Genomic DNA, 16,706 nt, shown 5'->3' with positions numbered 1-16,706 from the left:
TGGGCTCCCCCGACAGGAACAAACCTCTCCAGGTCGTCCACCAGGGCGCCTCGGGACCGGTGGCACTGGCAGTCGGCGGCCGGGCCTCGACGCAGCTCACCTTCACGCCCGTCCTCGGCGAGGCCGGCGGGTACTGCGCGTCCGGCGCCGCGCCCTTCGCCGCGCCCTCGATCGTGGTGGGTGTCGCGGGCGCGGGCCGGCAGCTGGCCCCGGACGACGGCGGCGACTTCGCACTCTGCGGGACCAGTGTGCGCGCCACCGCCTTCCGCGCCACGGGCGCCTGAACCGGACGGACGCGGAACCGCCTCCCCGCCGTACGGGCTCACCGCCCTCGTCCTCCTCAGGGGCGCGGGCAGGCCTTCCGCGCCGGGCGGTGCACGGTGTCGAAGTCCCCGTTGCGCCACGGGACGGCGACGTCTGCGGTGTCGTGCGGCCGCGGCCGGAGCCGTTGACCGTGTCGATGCGGGACGATCTCGCACCGGGCGCTCGGCGCAGACGGGGGAAGCCTGACCTGCGGTGTGTGCGGCGGGGCAGGAGAGCGGCGACCGTACCGCTCAGAAGCGGTCCGCCGACGCGCTCGCGTCGTATGCGGCAGCCCCAAGGCGCGGGACCGAGGTAGGGACCCCGGCCCTTCGCCGTCACGGCACGGAGGGCATACCGAGAAGCAGCGCCCCGGTCGGCGCCGCCACCACGTCCTCGACCGTCACCGGGTCCAGCGAGGCGAAGAACGCCTCCTGGGCCCGGCGCAGCGCACCCCGCAGCCGGCAGCCGGTGTGGAGGGGGCAGGGGGTGGCGCCCTCGCAGTCGACGACGTCGCCGTCCCCCTCGAAGCGGCGCACGACCGCCCCGACCGACGCCGTGCGCCCGGCCCCGGTGAGCGTGAGGCCGCCGCCCCGGCCGCGGCGGGCCTCGACGAGTCCCATGTGCGTCAGTTCGGCCACGACCTTCGCGGCGTGCGTGTACGGCACGTCCATGGCCCCCGCGACCTCGCGGGTCGTGGGGCTGGAGTCGCCGGCGACGGCGAGCCGCATCAGGACCCGCAGCGCCAGGTCGGTGGAGCGCAACAGCCGCATGCCGTCAGCGTAGATAATGCGCATCCTGGCTTCAAATTATCGGCGAGAAGCCCGCCCGGCTCGGCCATTCGGGTGGTCCGGCCTAGGTCCACGTACTCCCGCCCCACTACGATCAGCCGTCCCGAAGGTCCCTTTCCCCCCGAAGGACGCGCCATGGGTTCCGCCCCCACCCCCGGTTCCGCCGAGCGCAAGGCCCGCATGGAGCAGATGCGCCGTGCGGAACGCGCACGTGAGCGCCGCAACCGCATCCTGACGATCGCGGCGAGCGTGGTCGTCGTCGCCGGCCTCGTCGTCGGCGGGGTGGTCCTCGTCGACTCGCAGTCCGGGAGCAGGGCCTCGGCGGCGAGCGGCTCCAAGGGCTCGGCTAGCGGCTCCAAGGGTCCGGCGAAGAGCTCCAAGGACACCGGCCACTTCGTCACCGGCAAGGACGGCGTGCGGATCTGGACGGGCAGGCTCTCGCGCAACCACGTCACCACGAGCGTGCCCTACCCGATGCACCCGCCCGTGGGCGGCGACCACAACCCGGTCTGGCTGAACTGCAACGGCGACGTCTACACCGAGCCGGTCAGGGACGAGAACGCCGTGCACTCGCTGGAGCACGGCGCGGTGTGGGTGACGTACTCCGGCAAGGCGTCGAAGGCCGACGTCACCGCGCTCGCGGCGAAGGTCAGGAAGACCCCGTACACGCTGATGAGCCCCTATGAGAACCAGGCGAGCCCGATCATGCTCACGGCCTGGGGCCACCAGCTCTCCGTGAACAGCGCCGACGACCCGGGTGTCGACAAGTTCCTCGCCACCTACGTCCAGGGCGAGCAGACGCCCGAGCCGGGCGCCTCCTGCACCGGCGGGACGATGCGGTGAACCGGCACATCGGCTGGATCGCCGGGGCCGCGGCGGCGGCGCTCGTCGCGACGGGCGCGATCACGTACGCCGTCGCCGAGGACGGCGGGTCGGGGAGCGTCCGCGTGCCCGCCGCGGATTCGGCGGACGCCGGGTTCGCGCGGGACATGGCGGTCCACCACCAGCAGGCCGTCGAGATGTCGTACATCGTGCGCGACCGCACCAGGAACGAGGAGGTGCGCCGGCTCGCGTACGACATCGCGCAGACGCAGGCCAACCAGCGCGGCATGCTGCTGGGCTGGCTCGACCTGTGGGGGCTGCCGAAGGTGTCCTCCCAGCCGCCGATGACGTGGATGGGCATGGGCGGCATGGCCTCCGGCAAGGACGGCGCGCTGATGCCGGGCATGGCGACCGACACGGAGCTGAGGAAACTGGGCGAACTCAGCGGCAAGCAGGCGGAGATCCTCTACCTGCAACTGATGACCGACCACCACAAGGGTGGCATCCACATGGCCGAGGGCTGTGTCGCCAAGTGCACGGTGGGCGTGGAGAAAAGGCTCGCGCAGGGCATGGTCGACGCACAGCGGTCGGAGATCGAGTCGATGACGACGATGCTCGAGGAACGCGGCGCCCGGCCACGCACCTGAGGCCGCCGGCCTGCATACAAGTCGACAAAGCGTCCTCCGATCGGAGACCGCCGCAAGGGCATCCCGGCAATCGCAACCTTTCCGCAACACACAGGGAACGCACAAACCGGCCCAAACCCCCAGCAGCCGCGGCCACTTGGCGTTTCCTTGGCCTTTTCATTCCCCTGGCATGAACCGTTCGCCGAAAGAGTGGCCCCCATCGTGTGATCCATTCACCGCGCCGTCATCGCGCGGTGCTCTACGCGGATCACATCGACCGACCACTACATGCGACGAACCGCATCGCAGGGGGTTCTATGAGATCCAACCGCGCCAAGGCGCGCGCCGGGGTGAGCCTGGCAGCGACACTGCCGCTGCTCGCCGGCGCACTGGCGCTCGGCATACCCGCGGCGCACGCCGCGGACAACCCCGGCCGGCAGGCTCTCGCGGGCACCAAGCCCGCGTGGGCCACGGCCACGGCGGACAAGGGCGCGACCTCCGACAGCGCCCAGGTCTCCGCCCGGGTCTACCTCGCCGGCCGTGACGCGCGCGGCCTGGCCGCCTACGCGAAGGCCGTCTCCGACCCGCACTCGCCGTTGTACGGCAAGTACCTGAGCGCCAAGCAGACGCAGGCGCGCTTCGGCGCGACCAAGGAGCAGGTCGCCGCCGTCACGTCGTGGCTGAAGGCGTCGGGCCTGAAGGTCACGGCCGTCACGCAGCACTACGTCGCCGTGAGCGGTGACGTGGCCGCCGCCGAGAAGGCGTTCGGCACGCAGCTGCACAACTACGCCAAGGGCGGCAGGACCTACCGTGCGCCGTCGAAGGCGGCCACCGTGCCGGAGAGCCTGAAGGGCGCGGTCCTGACCGTCACCGGCCTGGACAACGCCCCGCACAAGTCGAACCACGACGACCAGCTGCCGCCGCCGGAGACCGTCTTCCGCAACTCCGGGCCGTTCTCCTCCTACTACGGCTCGAACACCGCGACGACGCTGCCGCAGGCGTACGGCCACGAGATCCCGTACGCCGTCAAGGGCTACACGGGCAAGCAGCTGCGGGCCGCGTACGGCGCGGGCACCCGCACGGGCAAGGGGGTGCGCATCGCCATCACCGACGCGTACGCCTCCCCGACCATCGCCTTCGACGCGGCGACCTACGCGAAGAAACACGGCGACGCCGCCTGGACCACCGGCCAGCTGCGCCAGGTGCTGCCGAACCAGTACACCAAGACCAAGGAATGCTCGGCCGCGGGCTGGTACGGCGAGGAGACGCTCGACGTCGAGGCCGTGCACGCGGTCGCCCCCGACGCGAACGTCACCTACGTCGGCGCCGCCTCCTGCTACGACGACGACCTGCTCGACTCGCTCAGCAAGGTCGTCGACAACCACCTGGCCGACATCGTCTCCAACTCCTGGGGCGACATCGAGGCCAACCAGACCCCGGACCTCGCGGCCGCCTACGACCAGGTCTTCCAGTTCGGCGCGGTCGAGGGCATCGGCTTCTACTTCTCCTCCGGCGACAACGGCGACGAGGTCGCCAACACCGGTACGAAGCAGGTCGACACCCCGGCCAACTCCGCCTGGGTGACCGCGGTCGGCGGCACCTCGCTGGCGGTGGGCAAGAACGACACGTACAAGTGGGAGACCGGCTGGGGCACCGAGAAGGCTCTGCTGTCGAGCGACGGCAAGAGCTGGGTCGGCTTCCCCGGCGCGTTCACCTCGGGCGCGGGCGGCGGCACCAGCAAGACCGTGGCGGAGCCCTACTACCAGAAGGGCGTCGTCCCGAACGCGCTGGCGAACGCCAACAACGCGACCGGCAACCGCGTCGTCCCGGACATCGCGGCGATCGCCGACCCCAACACCGGTTTCCTGGTCGGCCAGACGCAGACCCTGCCGGACGGCAAGACGCAGGCGTACGACGAGTACCGCATCGGCGGCACCTCGCTCGCCGCGCCGGTGATCGCCGCCGTGCAGGCGCTGGCCCAGGAGGCCCGCGGCGGCCAGCCGATCGGCTTCGCCAACCCGGAGATCTACGCCAGGTACGGCTCGAAGGTGTACCACGACGTCACGGACAACCCGACGGGCTCCGGACTCGCCGTGGCGCGCGTCGACTTCGTCAACGGCTACGACGCCACGGGCGGCATCGCCACCTCGGTCCGCAGCCTCGGCAAGGACAGCTCGCTGAGCGCGGTGAAGGGCTACGACGACGTGACCGGCGTGGGCTCGCCCGCTCCCGGCTACGTCGAGTCGTACAAGCGCCGCTGAGGCACCGCCGGCAACGGCAACCTTGAGGGGGCGCGGGGTGGATCCACCCCGCGCCCCTTCGCCGTGCGTGAGGTGGCACACACCCCGCACCCCCCATCGTGTCGCTCTGACGATTACACTGGGCGCCGTGCCTCCGTTGAACTTCTGGTCGATCTATCAGCATGGCTTCGCACGTGTCGCCGCGTGCACGGGTCACACCGTCATCGCGGACCCGCACGCCAACGCCGAAGCGGTCCTGCGCCACGCGCGCCGGTGCGCCGGGGAGGGGGTCGCCGTCGCCGTCTTCCCGGAGATGGGGCTGTGCGGCTACTCGATCGAGGACCTGCTGCTTCAGGACCCGCTGCTCGATCAGGTCGAGGAGGCGCTGGAGGAGGTGGTGGCCGGATCGGCCGAGCTGCTGCCGGTCCTGGTCGTCGGCGCCCCGCTGCGCCACCGCAACCGCATCTACAACTGCGCGGTCGTCGTGCACCGCGGCCGCGTCCTCGGTGTCGTGCCCAAGTCGTACCCGCCGAACTACCGGGAGTTCTACGAGCGCCGGCAGATCGGCGACGGAGCCGACGAGCGCGGCGGGTCGATCCGCGTCGGCGGCGAGGCCGTGCCGTTCGGTGTGGATCTGCTGTTCGCGGCCGAGGACGTACCCGGCCTGGTGCTGCACGCGGAGATCTGCGAGGACATGTGGGTGCCGGTGCCGCCCAGCGCGGAGGCGGCCCTCGCCGGTGCGACGGTCCTGGTCAATCTCTCGGGCAGCCCGATCACGGTCGGGCGGGCCGAGGACCGCAAGCTGCTGTGCCGCTCGGCGTCCTCCCGCTGCCTCGCCGCGTACGTCTACGCGGCGGCCGGTCTGGGCGAGTCGACCACCGACCTGTCCTGGGACGGCCAGACCATGATCTACGAGAACGGCGTGCTGCTGGCCGAGACCGAGCGCTTCCCGCTCGGCGACAGTTACGCGGTGGCCGACGTGGACCTCGACCTGCTGCGGCAGGAGCGGCAGCGGATGGGCACGTTCGACGACAACCGCCGCACCCACCAGGCGCGGACCGGCGACTTCCGCACGGTGGGGTTCGAGCTCGCTCCGCCGCTCACCGACCTGGGGCTGCGCCGCCGCCTGGAGCGCTTCCCGTTCGTGCCGGCCGACCCCGAGCGCCTCGCCCTTGACTGCTTCGAGGCGTACAACATCCAGGTCGAGGGCCTTCAGCAGCGCCTCGCGGCGATCGGCGGCCCGAAGGTGGTCATCGGGGTGTCCGGGGGCCTCGACTCCACGCACGCGCTGATCGTCGCCGCCCGCGCGATGGACCGCGCGGGCCGCCCGCGCAGCGACATCCTGGCCTTCACGCTGCCCGGCTTCGCCACCAGCGACCACACCAAGGCCAACGCCCACAAGCTGATGAACTCGCTCGGCGTCACCGCCGCCGAGCTGGACATCACGCCCACCGCGCGGCTGATGCTGCAGGAGATGGGCCACCCGTTCGCCTCCGGCGAGCCGGTGTACGACGTCACCTTCGAGAACGTGCAGGCGGGTCTGCGCACGGACTATCTCTTCCGGCTGGCCAACCAGCGCGGCGGCATCGTCCTCGGTACCGGTGACCTCTCCGAGCTGGCGCTCGGCTGGTCCACGTACGGCGTGGGCGACCAGATGAGCCACTACAACGTCAACTCGGGCGTGCCGAAGACGCTGATCCAGCATCTGATCCGCTGGGTCATCAGCAGCGGCCAGTTCGACGAGGAGACGGGTAGGACGCTCGCCGCGATCCTCGACACCGAGATCAGCCCGGAGCTCGTACCGGGCGAGGAGATGCAGTCCACCGAGTCGAAGATCGGCCCGTACGCGCTGCACGACTTCACGCTCTTCCACGTGCTGCGCTACGGCTTCAGGCCCTCGAAGATCGCGTTTCTGGCCTGGCACGCCTGGCACGACCCGGAGGCCGGCGCCTGGCCGCCGAACTTCCCTCAGGCCAAGCGGGTGGCGTACGACCTGCCGGAGATCCGGCACTGGCTGGAGGTCTTCTGCCGTCGCTTCTTCGCGTTCGCGCAGTTCAAGCGCTCGGCCATGCCGAACGGGCCGAAGGTCTCGGCCGGCGGTTCCCTCTCCCCGCGCGGCGACTGGCGGGCACCGTCCGACAGCAACGCACGAGCCTGGCTGCGGGACCTGGCCCGCTTCGACGCCCCGGAGGCGTGACGATGACCGCCCCTGGGCCCCCGGTCACCTCTTGAGCGAGGCGACGAAGGGGGCCCAGGCGGCGGCGGTGAGGATGAGGACGGGGCCGTCGGGCACCTTGGAGTCACGGACGGGGACGAGGCCGGGGATGTCGTGGGCGACTTCTACGCAGTCGCCGCCGTCACCGTTGCTGTAGCTGGACTTTCGCCAGAGGGCGGCGCCGGGGAAGTCGCTGGCCACCTCCACGTATTCCCCGCCGTCACCGTTGCTGTGGCTGCTCTTGAACCAGAGTGCGTCACTCAAGTCGATCCGGTTGCTTGCCATTTCGGTAATCCTCTGCCGCTGCCTTGATCATGGCGAGGGACGTGTCTGGTGACAGCGCGACGGCCCTGAGCCGATCGTATGCCTTGCGGTACTGCTTCACGAGGGCCGGATCATCGATGGTGTCCCCGCTGTAGGACGCCTCGGTGTAGATCAGCGGCGGAGCGTCCGGGAACGTCATGACCATGATGGAGGCGGCCATCAGGGGATACACACCGCACTTCCGCGGAACGATCTGCGGAGTGATCCGCCGACGCTCGGCCAACTCCACGATCCGGTCGAGCTGTTCAGCCGTCTCCGGCGGCGAGAGGATCGGGTCCGCGATCAACGACTCGTGCAGGATCGCCCAGTACTCCGGGGTGGAGTGATCGTCCTCGAAGAGGCGGGCGCGGGCGGGCCGGGCCGTCACCTTCTCCTCGACCCACTCGTCGGAAACCGCCGGGTGGGCCGACCGGACCAGCGTCCGAGCGTACGGGGCGGTCTGGAGCAGCCCGGGGAAGATGATGGGCGACCACAGCTCGATGGACTCCGCGTACTTCTCCGCCTCCAGGGCCTTCTCGAAGTACGCGGCATGCGGCCCCCTCCGCGCCTTCCGCACACCCTCGCAATGCCGCTCGAAGAAGCCGTCGGTCCGCAGGACCCGGTCGGCGTGCCGGGCCAAATCCAAGGGCATCCGCCGCTCGCCGCGCTCGATGTCGCTGAGGTAGGTCTTCCCGTAGAAGCCGCCCTCGAGGAACGCTTCCAGCGACAGGCCCGCCGCCTCCCTCTTCCACCGCAACTCCTTGCCGTAGAAGGTGGGGACGTTGGCCGAACCGGAGCAGCGACCTGTCACCGGGAGCGGGAGAGCTGTTCGCGCACCCATGCCGGATCGGGGTTGACGTGCGGCCGACCGGCCACCACGACGGTCGGCACGGTCTCGTTGCCGTCGTTGGCCGCCCTCACCACCGCGGCTCCAGCCGGATCACGCCAGATGTCGACCCAGTGCGCCTGCCGGGCGCGAAGGCCCAACCGGATACGCAGGCGCAGGCAGTACGTGCAGCCCGGCCGCCAGAAGACGACCGGCCGCCCGTCGGCCGCGCTGAGGCGCTGCGCCTCCGCCGCACCGATCGACCTCGGGAAGACGAGAGGCGAGTTCAGACCCGCAAGGAACACGAACAGCAGGAGGAGCCCTACGGCAGTGCCGGAGCTCCCTTTCAGGACCAGCCCGGCCGCAACGTCGGAGCCGCCCAGCACGAACAGCATCGGGTAGAGCCAGGCACGCATCACGAAGGCGAGACTATCCGCGCCACGGACGATGCGGACCGAAGTACGCCCTCCCCCTCCAGAGGCAACGCGATGCGCTTGGCGGTCAGGATGGCTGGACTTGGTCGAAGTGGGCGAGGGCTTCGGCGGGATCCGGGCTCACGAGGCGTTCCAGACCGGCCGTGGTGATCTTCGCCCACCTGCCGGCCCGTGCCCACATCTGTTCCTCGAAGGCGCGGACGGCCTCGTCCAGGTCTCCGGGCCCGGTGGCGATGGACTCGGCGAGTTCGGCGCCTTCCAGCATCGCCAGGTTCGCGCCCGCCCCCAACGGGGGCATCAGGTGGGCGGCGTCGCCCAGTAGCGTCACTCCGGGGACGTGGGTCCAGGTGTGGGACACGGGCAGGATGAAGAAGGGGCGGTGGACGAAAGCGGTGCCGTGGTGGAGGAGGTCGAGGACGGGAGCGGCCCAGCCGTCGAACAGGGCCAGCAGGCTCGATCGCACGGCCTCGGCGTCGGTCAGGTCCAGGTTCGTGTGCCAGTCCAGCGGCGCGCGGAACTTGGCGTACACCTTGACGTGGCCGCCGCTGTTGCGCTGGGCGACGAGGGAGCGGTTCGCGCCGTACACAGCGACGGAACCGTCGCCGATCAGCCGGGCGAGGTCGGGGTGGCGGGTGTCGACGTCGTCGAGGGAGGTCTCGACAGAGGTGACGCCGGTGTAGTGCGGCGTGGCCGGAGAGACTGCCGGGCGTGTCCGGGACCAGGCGCCGTCCGCGCCGATCACGAGGTCGAACGTCTCCTGTCGCCCGTCCGCGAAATGGACCAGCACGCCGTCCCGGGTCCCCGGCACCACCTGCGTCACGCTCCGACCCCACTGGACGTCGAGAGGACCGAGCAGCAGGTCACGGAGCTGCCCGCGGTCGATCTCGGGATTGGCCCGGTCATCCGGACGGGGCCGCCAGTCGCGCAGGACGGTCCCGGCCGGGTCCAGGATGCGCATGGCCTGCCCCTCGGGACGGGACAGCGCCTGGAACTCCGCCAGCAGCCCGGCCTTGTCCAGCGCGAGCTGGCCCAGCCCTTCGTGCAGGTCCAGCGTGCCGCCCAGAGGGCGGGCGTCGGGGGCGGGATCGCGTTCGAGGACGGTGACGGGGTAGCCATGGCGGTGCAGGACGCGGGCGAAGGCAAGGCCGCCGGGACCGCCCCCGACTACCGCGATGCGATGTCTCATGTCGATACACTGTATTGGATCAATACGATGTATCGCAACAGTACAGTGTGACCATGACTGTGTGGGACCGGCCGGAGCCGCCGACTCGCCCCGTGCCCCTCGACCGGGACCGGATCGTCGCCGCCGCCATCGCACTGGCCGACGAGGGCGGGCTGGAGGCGGTGTCGTTGCGCAAGGTCGCCGCCCGGCTGAACGCCGGCCCGATGCGGCTGTACGGATACATCTCCACCAAGGAGGAGCTGTTCGACCTCATGGTGGACGAGGTCCAGGCCGAGATTCTCCCCGAGGAGCAGCCCGCTGACTGGCGCGAGGCGCTGCGCGTCCTCGCCCACCGCACCAGGCAGGCCGCGCTCCGGCACGAATGGCTTGCCGACCTGCTCGGCGGCCGCCCGACCCTGGGGCCGAACGGCCTCGCCGTGACCGAGGCCAAGCTGGCCGCCCTGGACGGCCTCGCCGACCTCGACACCGTCATGCGCGCCGTGGAGACTGTCAGCGCCTACTTCACCGGCGCGATCAGGCGCGAGATCACGAACCTGCGGGCCGAGCGCGCCACGGGCCTGTCCAAGCGCGACTGGCAGCGCGCGCACGGCCCGCATGTGACGAGGATGCTGGCCACGGGCCGCTTCCCGGCACTGGCCAAGGCCGTGTACGACGGCACGGACGTGGACGCCGAGACATCCTTCACGACCGGCCTGGACTGGGTCCTCGACGCCGTGGCCGCCAAACTCACCCGGCCGCCGGCGTGACGCTCAGCCTTTGCCCTTTGCCGAACGGGGCCGGTGTCCACCGGCGCCGCGGGCCAAGGGGCAGAGCCGCGCGAAGCCCCGGGACGCAGCCCCGCGGGGTCGAAGGGGCGCAGCCCCCGAGAACGGGAGAGGCGGGATCGGGGGCGGGAACGGCCCGCCGACCACCGCCTCAGCGGTGCAGTGCCTCCGCCTCCTGCGGGACATGGGTGGCGATCACGCGCTCCCGCCGCCCAGCGGGGACCCGGCGACGGTCGACCGCGTAGGCCACCCCGGCCACCGCCAGCCCCAGCACCGCCAGCCCCGCCCCGGCCACCGCCGGAGACGTCACGCCGAAGCCCGCGGCCAGCGCGAGGCCGCCGATCCACGCTCCGCCCGCGTTCGCCAGGTTGAACGCCGCCTGGTTCGCCGAGGAGGCCAGCGACGGCGCCGCCGACGCCTTCTCCATCACCATCAGCTGCAGCGGCGAGCCGGTGACGAAAGCCGCCACGCCCAGCAGGGTGACCGCCAGGGCCGCGCTCAGCTCGGCGCCCATCAGGAGCGGGAACAGGGCCAGGACCACCGCGAGCGACGTCAGGCCGCCGAACAGCGTGCCCCGCAGCGAGTGGTCCGCCAGCCGGCCGCCCACCAGGTTGCCGATCGTCGCGCCCACGCCGAACAGCGCCAGCAGGAGCGTCACGCTGGAGTCGGCGTAGCCCGCCGCGTCCGTCAGCATCGGCGTGACATAGCTGTACGCCGAGAACAGCGCGCCGAAGCCCGCCACCGTCGTCGCCAGCGCCAGCCACACGGGCAGCGAGCGCAGGGCGGCCAGTTCGCCGCGCAGACCGCCGGCCGGGGCGTGGGTGTGGTCGTGCGGGATCAGCAGGGAGAGGGAGGCGATCGCGGCCAGGCCGATCGCGCTCACGCCCAGGAACGTCGCGCGCCACCCCAGGTGCTGGCCCATCAGCGTGGCCACCGGCACGCCCGCGATGTTCGCGACCGTCAGGCCCAGGAACATCAGCGAGACCGAGCGGGCCCTGCGCTCGGGCGCCACCAGGTTCGTGGCGACGACCGCGCCGACGCCGAAGAACGCCCCGTGCGGCAGCCCGCTCAGGAAGCGGGCGGCCAGCAGCCAGTCGTAGCCGGGCGCCAGCGCCGAGAGGGCGTTGCCCAGCACGAACAGGGCCATCAGGCCGATCAGGACCGTACGCCTGGACATGCGCGCCGTGACCGCGGCGAGCAGCGGTGCGCCGATCACCACGCCCAGGGCGTACGCCGAGACCAGGTGCCCGGCGGTGGGGATGGATATGTGCAGGTCGTCCGCGACATCGGGCAGGAGGCCCATCATCACGAACTCGGTTGTTCCGATGCCGAAGGCGCCCACGGCGAGGGCGAGCAGGGCCAGGGGCATGAAGTGCCTGTGCCTTTCCAAAACGATGTTCCGTACGTCGTCTGCGTTCGTATGTTCACGTACGGAACAAAGTCTGGCAGGCCCAGTATTCCGCGAGGTTAAGGGGTGGTGACGTTCACACGTGCCGCCACCGGCAGATGGTCGCTCCCCGTCCTCGGCAGCGTCCAGGAGCTCACCGGCTCGACGCCCTTGACCATGATCTGGTCGATCCGCGCCATCGGGAACGACGCCGGCCAGCTGAATCCGAACCCGCTGCCGGCCGCGCCCTGCGTGGAGCGCATCTGGGAGGTGACCGCGTTGAGCGCGCGGTCGTTCATGGTGCCGTTCAGGTCGCCGAGCAGGATCACCTTGCCCAGCTTCTCGTCGGCGATGGCCTCCCCGAGCGCGTCCGCGCTGGTGTCCCGCTGCCGCGCCGTGAACCCGGCCGCCAGCTTCACCCGCACGGAGGGCATGTGGGCGACGTAGACGGCGACCTCGCCCTCCGGCGTGTTCACGGTGGCCCGCATCGCCCGCGTCCAGCCCAGCTTGATGTCCACGGGCTCGACCCCGCTCAGCGGGTACTTGCTCCACAGCCCGACCGTGCCCTGCACCGAGTGGTACGGGTACGTCGACGCCAGCGCCCGCTCGTACACCGGCACGGCGGACGCCTTCAGCTCCTCCAGCGCCAGCACGTCCGCCCCGGACGCGGCCACCTCCCGGGCGGTGCCGGACGGGTCGGGGTTGTCGGCGTTCACGTTGTGCGTGGCGACGGTCAGGTCGCCGCCGCTGCCGCTCTTGTCGCCGAGCAGCCCGCCGAAGAGGTTCATCCAGACCGTCACGGGCACCAGCACCGCGATCAGCGCCGTCGCCGACTTCCGCAGCAGCGCCAGGATCAGCAGCAGCGGCACGCCCACGATCCCGAGCCACGGCAGGAACGTCTCCGTCAGGGAGCCTGTGTTTCCGACCCTGTTGGGGATCCGCGCGTGCAGCAGCATCACCAGGGCGAGCACCACCGCGAGGGCGGCCAGGACGACGCCGCGGCGCCAGATGCCGCGGTCGCCGCGCAGACCGTCGTACAGGCGCCGGATCCGGGATCCTCTGCGGCCCGGACTCGTGCCGCCGCCACCCGTCTCCGTCATGTACGCCTGCGCCATACCGTCGCCTCACACCTTGCCGTGCACACCGTCGTCCCCCGCTAACGACCCTAGGGGATGATCGGCTCCGTCCTTGCCGCCCCCTGGCGGCCGTACGCGCACGAGGACGAACAAGGCGGTGTCCGAAGTTCCGAACGGGGGTTCCTGAGGGGCCTTCTGTGACGAAACGCGCACACACACCCGGGAAACCGGCACATGGGCCTTACGATCTGACGGGTCGTAGGCCTTCCAGGACCGTGTCGACGATCCGCTCGCTCAGTCCCTCCTCGAGCGGCGCTTCGGGGGACAGCAGGGAGCGTACGAGCAGGGGGGCGACCAGCATGTCGTTCATCAGGTCGATGTCCACGTCTGTGCGCAGCTCGCCGTTCCGCTGTCCGCGACGCAGGATGTCGAGGCTGAGCCGGCGCCGGGGTGCTATGACGGTCGCGTGATAGGCGGCCCAGATCTTGGGGCTGGACTTCATCTGGGCCTGCACGTTGCGCAAGATCGCCGAGGAGCGGCTGGCGAGGGCGCGCTGCCGGAGCCACTCCAGCAGCATGACCAGGTCGTCGCGCATCGAGGTGCCCGGCAGTTCGAGGTCCTCGGGGTCGGCGGAGCGCAGGACGTCCACGAAGAGGTCCTCCTTGTTGTTCCACCGCCGGTAGATGGTCGCCTTGCCGACGCCCGCGGTGCGGGCGATGCGCTCTATGGACAGGTCGGCGAGGGACACGCCGTCCTCCATGAGCTTCATCACCCCTTCGATGATGGCCCGTTCGACGGCCTCGCTGCGTGGGCGTCCGCGCACGGGCCACTCCTGCTGCCGGGTCCGGGGCCTGCTGTCGGCGAGGCTCACGTTCGACTCCGTCCTTGGCCGGCGGTGGGACGTTCCCCCGCCGTCTGTCGTCAACGGGCACCCGGCTGCCCGAATGCCCTTCTTGACGTACCGTCAGTGATCGGCCGCGACCAGCTCCGGCTCCTCCGTGCCGGTCTGTGCGGACGCCTTCCCGGGCAGGAACAGCGCGACCACCACGGCGCCGAGGACGGCCACGCCCGCGCCCCACAGCGCGGTGACGTGCATGGCGTGCAGGAAGGCGTCGTTGGCCGGGGAGACGAGCCCCCTGCCCTTCGGGCCGAGCTTGGAGGCGACGCCGAGGGTCGCCTCGATGGACTCGCCCGCGGTGTGGCGTACGCCTGCCGGCAGGAACGTCAGCTTGTCCTGGATGCCGTCGCGGTAGGACGTCGACAGGACCGAGCCGAGCACCGCGATGCCGAGCGCGCCGCCGACCTGGCGGAAGGTGTTGCTGAGCGCGGACGCGGAGCCGGCCTTCTCGCGGGGCAGGGCCTGCATTATGACGACGCTGGTCGGGGTCATGATGTGCGCCATCCCCGTGCCCATCAGGAAGAACAGGACCTCGAGGATCCAGATGGGCGTGTCCGCCGTCAGGGCGGCGAACGCGGCGAGCATCGCCGCGATGATGAGCATGCCCGCGGTGGTCGTGGCCTTGTTGCCGAACCGGTCGACCAGCAGCCGGGCACGCGGCGCGAAGATCAGCTGCGCGGCGGCCAGCGGCAGCAACAGAAGACCGGCCTGCAGCGGCGAGTAGCCGCGCACGCTCTGGGTGTAGAAGACGGAGAAGAAGGTCACGCCCATCAGCGCGAAGAAGACCAGGGAGATCGCCGTGATGGCCGAGGAGAACGCCTTGTTCTTGAAGTAGCCGACGTCGATGGACGGGTGGTCGCTGCGCTTCTCGAACCAGACGAAGAGCGCGAGGACGGCAAGGCCGGCCAGTATGGTCCCGATGACCTTGGTGTCGGTGAAGTCGGCGAGCTGACCGCCCTTGATGATGCCGTAGACGAGCAGGACCAGGCCGACCACGGACAGCACGACGCCGATGGGGTCGAGGCGCCCGGGGTTGGGGTCGCGGGAGTCGGGGACCAGCCAGATCATCAGGGCGAGCGCCAGGATCACGATCGGCACGTTGATCAGGAAGACGGAGCCCCACCAGAAGTGGTCGAGCAGCACGCCGCCGGTGATCGGCCCTATAGCGATGGCGAGGCCGACGCCACCGGCCCAGATGCCGATGGCCTTGGGCTGCTCCTCGCGCTCGAAGACGTTCATGAGGACGGCGAGCGTGGCCGGCATCACGAAGGCCGCACCCAGGGCCATGAGGGCGCGGAACGCAATCAGCTGATCGGGTGAACCGGACTCCGCGGCGAGCGCCGACCCCGCGCCGAACACCACGAGACCGGCCAGCAACGCCTTCTTCCGGCCCAGACGGTCGCCCAGCAGCCCAGCGGTGAACAGCAGCCCGGCGAAGACGAGCGTGTAGGCGTTGATGGCCCACTCCAGCTCGCTCTGGGTGGCGCCGAGGCCGGTCGGCGCGGGGGTGGAGATCGTCTTGATGGCGACGTTAAGGATGGAGTTGTCGAGCACCACGATCAGCAGGCTGAGCATCAGCGTGCCGAGGATGGCCCACCGGCGCCGGTGCACGGCATCGGGCACCCGCCGTTCGACAGGGGCAGCAGGGGTAGTCATACGAGCGAGCCTAGGCGACTTCCGATACGGAACCGTCTCGTATCGGAAGTCTTTACGGACTCCTTAAGAAGAGACCTGGATCACGTGTCAAACGGCCCAATCCGGGAGACGCAGCCCCGGCCGCTCGGGGTTGAGCGGGCCCCCCTCCCGGCCCGGCGCCGGGTGCGCCCCCTGCCCTAGCCGCGCGTGGCACGAGGTGCCACCATGGGAGTGGTCCGGGGACGCCGTCAGGGCGCCTCGAGATGACAGAAGGAGCCGTTGCGATGACGCAGCTTCCGGCTGCCCAGGGGCAGCACGCTCAGGGCACGCTCAGGTCCTCCGACAGCAGCAAGGCGCTGTACGGGGGGAAGAGCACCCGCCGTATCACCGTCCGCGACATCACGGCCGCCAAGGAGCGCGGCGAGAAATGGCCCATGCTCACCGCCTACGACGCGATGACCGCGTCCGTGTTCGACGAGGCCGGCATCCCGGTCATGCTCGTCGGCGACTCGGCGGGCAACTGCCACCTGGGGTACGAGACGACCGTGCCCGTCACCCTCGACGAGATGACCATGCTCTCCGCCGCGGTCGTACGGGGCACCAGGCGCGCCCTGATCGTCGGCGACCTGCCCTTCGGCTCGTACCAGGAGGGTCCGGTCCAGGCGCTGCGCTCGGCCACCCGGCTGGTGAAGGAGGCCGGGGTCGGCGCGGTGAAGCTGGAGGGCGGCGAGCGCTCGCACCGCCAGATCGAGCTGCTGGTGGAGTCCGGCATCCCGGTCATGGCGCACATCGGCCTCACCCCCCAGTCCGTGAACGCCATGGGGTACCGCGTGCAGGGCCGCGGCGAGGAGGCGGCCGCGCAGCTGCTGCGGGACGCCAAGGCGGTGCAGGACGCGGGTGCGTTCGCGGTGGTCCTGGAGCTGGTCCCGGCGGAGCTGGCGGCCGAGGTGACGCGGGTGCTGCACATCCCGACGGTCGGCATCGGCGCCGGTCCGGACACGGACGCGCAGGTGCTCGTGTGGACGGACATGCTCGGGCTGACCGGGGGCCGGGTGCCGAAGTTCGTGAAGCAGTACGCGGACCTGCGACAGGTGATGGGCGACGCGGCGAGGGCGTTCGCCGAGGACGTGGTGGGCGGGACGTTCCCGCTCGAGGAGCACTCGGTCCACTGACGTTCGCTGAGCGTCCACGCGGCGAAGCCAC

14 protein-coding genes and 2 pseudogenes are annotated in these 16,706 nt (G+C 70.8%); 7 read left to right on the top strand and 9 right to left on the bottom strand.

Features of this window, described 5'->3' with window-relative positions; translation table 11 throughout:
• Positions 1 to 284: pseudogene (locus C3488_RS26985) on the top strand (Tat pathway signal sequence domain protein); the annotation flags it as partial.
• A gap of 354 nt (positions 285 to 638) precedes the next feature.
• Here the strand turns inward: C3488_RS26985 and C3488_RS26980 are convergent.
• Positions 639 to 1,073: an Rrf2 family transcriptional regulator gene (locus tag C3488_RS26980; RefSeq protein WP_103843527.1), complete on the bottom strand. Its 435-nt coding sequence runs from the start codon at positions 1,071 to 1,073 to the stop codon at positions 639 to 641.
• A gap of 153 nt (positions 1,074 to 1,226) precedes the next feature.
• Between C3488_RS26980 and C3488_RS26975 the strand changes: the two genes are divergently transcribed.
• The 4 genes from C3488_RS26975 (at position 1,227) to C3488_RS26960 (ending at position 6,976) form a co-directional block, all read left to right on the top strand.
• Entirely contained in the window at positions 1,227 to 1,934 is a 708-nt protein-coding gene (locus C3488_RS26975; protein ID WP_103843526.1) for a DUF3105 domain-containing protein, read from the top strand.
• Positions 1,931 to 2,560 (top strand): DUF305 domain-containing protein, encoded by a 630-nt coding sequence (locus C3488_RS26970; protein ID WP_103843525.1) that lies wholly within the window; start codon positions 1,931 to 1,933, stop codon positions 2,558 to 2,560. Before C3488_RS26975 ends, C3488_RS26970 begins: the two co-directional genes overlap by 4 nt.
• A gap of 296 nt (positions 2,561 to 2,856) precedes the next feature.
• Positions 2,857 to 4,800 (top strand): protease pro-enzyme activation domain-containing protein, encoded by a 1,944-nt coding sequence (locus C3488_RS26965; RefSeq protein ID WP_103843524.1) that lies wholly within the window; start codon positions 2,857 to 2,859, stop codon positions 4,798 to 4,800.
• A gap of 127 nt (positions 4,801 to 4,927) precedes the next feature.
• Entirely contained in the window at positions 4,928 to 6,976 is a 2,049-nt protein-coding gene (locus C3488_RS26960; protein ID WP_258053666.1) for an NAD(+) synthase, read from the top strand.
• Between the two features lie 24 nt (positions 6,977 to 7,000).
• Here C3488_RS26960 and C3488_RS26955 read toward each other — a convergent pair whose 3' ends face one another.
• The 4 genes from C3488_RS26955 to C3488_RS26940 form a co-directional block, all read right to left on the bottom strand.
• Positions 7,001 to 7,279, bottom strand: a complete 279-nt coding sequence (locus C3488_RS26955) for a DUF397 domain-containing protein (protein ID WP_103843522.1) — start codon at positions 7,277 to 7,279, stop codon at positions 7,001 to 7,003.
• Positions 7,251 to 8,108, bottom strand: a complete 858-nt coding sequence (locus C3488_RS26950) for a helix-turn-helix transcriptional regulator (RefSeq protein ID WP_258053665.1) — start codon at positions 8,106 to 8,108, stop codon at positions 7,251 to 7,253. Before C3488_RS26950 ends, C3488_RS26955 begins: the two co-directional genes overlap by 29 nt.
• Positions 8,105 to 8,542, bottom strand: a complete 438-nt coding sequence (locus C3488_RS26945) for a glutaredoxin domain-containing protein (RefSeq protein WP_181139210.1) — start codon at positions 8,540 to 8,542, stop codon at positions 8,105 to 8,107. The genes C3488_RS26950 and C3488_RS26945 overlap by 4 nt, the downstream gene beginning before the upstream one ends.
• An 82-nt stretch (positions 8,543 to 8,624) precedes the next feature.
• Positions 8,625 to 9,743, bottom strand: coding sequence for an NAD(P)/FAD-dependent oxidoreductase (locus tag C3488_RS26940; RefSeq protein ID WP_103843519.1), 1,119 nt, complete (start codon positions 9,741 to 9,743; stop codon positions 8,625 to 8,627).
• A gap of 53 nt (positions 9,744 to 9,796) precedes the next feature.
• Here C3488_RS26940 and C3488_RS26935 point away from each other — a divergent pair, with 53 nt between their 5' ends.
• On the top strand, positions 9,797 to 10,489 hold the full coding sequence (locus C3488_RS26935) for a TetR/AcrR family transcriptional regulator (protein ID WP_103843518.1): 693 nt from the start codon (positions 9,797 to 9,799) through the stop codon (positions 10,487 to 10,489).
• A 169-nt stretch (positions 10,490 to 10,658) separates the two neighbouring features.
• Here the strand turns inward: C3488_RS26935 and C3488_RS26930 are convergent, their stop codons facing one another.
• The 4 genes and pseudogenes from C3488_RS26930 to C3488_RS26915 form a co-directional block, all read right to left on the bottom strand.
• Complete coding sequence (locus C3488_RS26930) at positions 10,659 to 11,876, bottom strand: MFS transporter (RefSeq protein WP_103843517.1); 1,218 nt, start codon at positions 11,874 to 11,876, stop codon at positions 10,659 to 10,661.
• Between the two features lie 98 nt (positions 11,877 to 11,974).
• Positions 11,975 to 12,950: pseudogene (locus C3488_RS26925) on the bottom strand (endonuclease/exonuclease/phosphatase family protein).
• Positions 12,951 to 13,211: 261 nt separating this feature from the next.
• A complete protein-coding gene (locus tag C3488_RS26920) occupies positions 13,212 to 13,841 on the bottom strand; it encodes a TetR/AcrR family transcriptional regulator (protein ID WP_181139209.1) in 630 nt (209 codons plus the stop codon).
• Positions 13,842 to 13,934: 93 nt separating this feature from the next.
• The gene (locus C3488_RS26915; RefSeq protein ID WP_103843515.1) at positions 13,935 to 15,524 is read right to left on the bottom strand and encodes an MFS transporter; all 1,590 of its coding nucleotides are present in this window, start codon (positions 15,522 to 15,524) and stop codon (positions 13,935 to 13,937) included.
• Between the two features lie 263 nt (positions 15,525 to 15,787).
• Between C3488_RS26915 and panB the strand changes: the two genes are divergently transcribed.
• The gene (gene panB / locus C3488_RS26910; protein ID WP_103843514.1) at positions 15,788 to 16,675 is read left to right on the top strand and encodes a 3-methyl-2-oxobutanoate hydroxymethyltransferase; all 888 of its coding nucleotides are present in this window, start codon (positions 15,788 to 15,790) and stop codon (positions 16,673 to 16,675) included.
• Positions 16,676 to 16,706 lie beyond the last annotated feature (31 nt).

This window comes from Streptomyces sp. Ru72, from assembly GCF_002920635.1.
Lineage (GTDB): Bacteria > Actinomycetota > Actinomycetes > Streptomycetales > Streptomycetaceae > Streptomyces.
Note: the sequence above shows the minus strand (reverse complement) of the source record. Positions and strands in the feature narration are given on the sequence as shown.